This is a genomic window from Corynebacterium sp. MSK310, from assembly GCF_030227355.1.
In the GTDB taxonomy this organism is placed as follows: domain Bacteria; phylum Actinomycetota; class Actinomycetes; order Mycobacteriales; family Mycobacteriaceae; genus Corynebacterium; species Corynebacterium rhinophilum.
Map to the genome: position 1 here is coordinate 1 of NZ_JASPFZ010000051.1, position 709 is coordinate 709.

The 709-nt window shown below is 54.2% G+C and carries 1 protein-coding gene; it reads right to left on the reverse strand.

From position 1 onward, the window contains the following. The coding region (locus QP891_RS11690; RefSeq protein ID WP_284817085.1) for an IS3 family transposase at positions 1-709 on the reverse strand (709 nt) is incomplete at both ends.

A 709-nucleotide genomic window follows, 5' to 3' on the forward strand; every position in this document is an offset into this window, starting at 1 on the left:
TCGATCGCTTGGTTGAAGTCTTCGACGGTGTCGAAGACTTCCCCGTGGTACATCTCGGTCTTTACGTGCCCGAAGAAGTTCTCCATTACTGCATTGTCGTAGCAGTTGGCTTTACGCGACATCGACTGAACACCACCGTTGTCACCGATCAGGTTACGCCAGGAGGAATGCTGGTACTGGAATCCTTGATCGGTGTGCATCATCCACCCAGGCTTCGGTGCACAGGCTGCGATCGTCTTGGACAAAGAATCGGCAGTAAACGCTGCCGTCGGCGATGTGGCCACGGTGTGAGCAACGATTGAGCGGTCGAACAAGTCCATCACCGGTGACAAATACACTTTTCGGCCTGCGACCCTGAACTCGGTGACGTCGCTGACAAAGACGGTGTTTGGCGTGTCTGGGGTGAATTTGCGGTCGAGTTTGTTGTCAGCGATGTGGCTTATAGTTCCTGCGTAGGAAACATACGGCCTGCGTTGGCGGATCTTGGCTCGAAGACCCATCTGACGCATGAGTTTGTAGACGAGTTTGTGATTGACCACCCAGCCCTTGTTACGCAGGTCCAGCAACACCCGCCGGTAGCCGTAGCGATGCTTGTTAGCCTCGAAGATTTCTAGGATCGCGTCCTTGATCGCAGCGTGCTTATCTGGCTCGCTGAGTCGTTTCTGGTGATAGAAAAATGTCGACCGTGGGATACCTGCTGCCTCTAGGA